Source organism: Arthrobacter sp. H41 (assembly GCF_000520535.1).
GTDB lineage: Bacteria > Actinomycetota > Actinomycetes > Actinomycetales > Micrococcaceae > Arthrobacter_D.
Genome location: NZ_AZRZ01000504.1, coordinates 1 through 507, shown reverse-complemented (window position 1 = coordinate 507; position 507 = coordinate 1). Strand labels below are relative to the sequence as shown.

Genomic DNA, 507 nt, shown 5'->3' with positions numbered 1-507 from the left:
CCGATCAACGCCTACCTCTGGGAATACGGCGGATTCGGCCGCGGGGATGAAATCCTTGATGCAGGTGTGGTCGAAGGCTCAAAATCCTTCACCCTCCAGCCCTGGGCGGGAACCGCGGCCCGGCGGGCAGTGAAGTTCGTGGACCCCGCCACCAGGGAAACCTACTACCTCGAGTTCCGCACACCCGTCGGTGCGAGCGACGGCGGCGCAACCAACAAGAACCGCGGTGTGATGATCCACAAGGAGGATGCCCGCGGGAACTGGCCCGATGCCGCGTCCCTGGCATTGACCCCTTCGAGCTACCCGTTCACCGGGTACTACAACCAGAACCATGCCTGGCAGCAGGGCTCGACCTTCCGCACCGTGAAGGGCGTTACCGTGCGCATCGACTCCATCGGCAGCACGAGCGCAAGCGTTACCATCACCGGACAGTTGTCGCGGTCTGCGTTGGCGGAGCCCTTCATTGATGGTGCTGCGGCGTTGGTGCCGGCCCTGGGTGGTGCCACC

1 pseudogene is annotated in these 507 nt (G+C 64.5%); it reads left to right on the top strand.

From position 1 onward, the window contains the following. A pseudogene (locus Y705_RS22075) lies at positions 1 to 507 on the top strand (hypothetical protein); the annotation flags it as partial.